A 1,676-nucleotide genomic window follows, 5' to 3' on the forward strand; every position below is an offset into this window, starting at 1 on the left:
TCTATTTAGTAGCTGCATATCTGGACTTTCTTGTAGTCTATAGTAATTATCTTGTAACCTAGTTGCTTTGGCACTGTTGAGAGCATTAGCGATTCTCCTTGGACTCATCTTCCAATTAATTTGATGTTGGAGGAGTCGAAGATGAATTAAAGCGATAAAACAAGTCAAAAAATGTGCCTGTATATGATTTTCTGTCCATACATAAACAGGTCTACTTTCAAGCTCTGTCTTCGTGATGCGGAAGCAATCCTCAATCTTAGCTAACTCTTTATAAGCCTCCAACATCTCTTCATCTGTCATTCCAACTTCACTTGTTACAAGAACATTCACACCATCAAACTGAGCATCAAAATCAACCTGCTCATGGTCAATGGTAACAAGTGGGGAAAAAGGCTTTAGTTCCCCTGTTTTTTCATCCAGATAGTGGAGGTCTAGATATTTCTTGCCTCCTTTTTTACTGGTCTGTCGAAAGAGTTCCGCATTGGTTAGTTGGCTGGCATATTCTAAAGCACCTTCCCGACGAATCCGTTCTCGATCAGCGTATTTCTTAGACCAAGTAATCAGAACTTTCTCTTTGACAAGTGGAGAATCCTTCTTCGTTCCCAGCTTGCGTTCACGTAGATAGGACTTCTTTGCGAAGGTCAACTCCTTATTAAATTGCCAATCGTTTGGATTTAGAATTTGTGTTTGTAGCTCCTTTGAGGCGCCACGCCGTCCACGATGCTTCTGGGAGAAGAGCCATCCATCTTTTTGATGAATCATCTCAGAAACATTGTAAGAGCTATTCATAGCCTTATCGGCCACCACCACAATACGCTCAATTCCAAACTGTTTTTTAACTTCCTCAACAGCTGGAAGATAGGTAATAGGATCTGTTTGATTTCCTCTAAATAACTTATAACTGATGGGAATTCCATTCGTATCCATAAATAATCCTAATTGGACAATGGGTTTGGGACGATGTTCCTTACTAGGACCTCGTCTTCTTAGTCCTTCTTTTAGAATTTCACCATCAACTGAAACAACCGTCTCATCGGGGATATCTGTTTCAAAGTAGTAGTTCGTTACATCGTAGAAAACTAAACGTGCTTCACGCTTGGTCATGCGACTCACTTCTTTATGAAGATGAAGCAGAAGTTTTTCTTTCAAGGTATCCAACTTATCTAACGAACGATAAATAGCGTTGAGGCTTATTTCCCAATGACCAAATAAGTTTACTTGAGAAGCATAAGTAGATAACTTACTATCTGGATTGAGGACTCTCTGAAAAACTAATAGTTTTAAAACTTGAGCCAAATCGTACTCTGATTTCGATTTCACTGTCTTTAGAAACTCGGTTAGTTTTAACTCTTCAAACAGGTTATCCAAGACCATCCAACCATAGGACTGATCCACCTCATTCATAGGAGCCAGTAGGTCATAGCTTACTTGAAAGAATTGAGGTTCTGTTAGTAGACCTTCCTTTGCCTCACGTTTCAAACGTTCTAAGATATCAGGTTCCTCTACCTCTAGTTCATCTAAGAGACCATATTTTTTCAAAATACGCTGTCTGACTTTTCCATCTTTTCGATATCCCTCCACAAGATAGACATGAGTACGCCCTTCTTTGTTGGTTGTTGTTTTAATAAATGCCATACTCTATTATAGCATACATAATTATATACAACAAACAAAAA

At 38.8% G+C, this 1,676-nt stretch carries 1 protein-coding gene; it reads right to left on the reverse strand.

Annotated features, from left to right (window positions below; genetic code table 11):
- Positions 1-1,635, reverse strand: a 1,635-nt coding sequence (locus tag HT671_RS07065; protein ID WP_138704132.1) for an IS1634 family transposase, incomplete at its 3' end; no start/stop codon positions are given.
- Positions 1,636-1,676: the final 41 nt, after the last annotated feature.

Origin of the sequence: Streptococcus sp. 2741 (assembly GCF_013276315.1) — a bacterium.
Lineage (GTDB): Bacteria > Bacillota > Bacilli > Lactobacillales > Streptococcaceae > Streptococcus > Streptococcus pseudopneumoniae.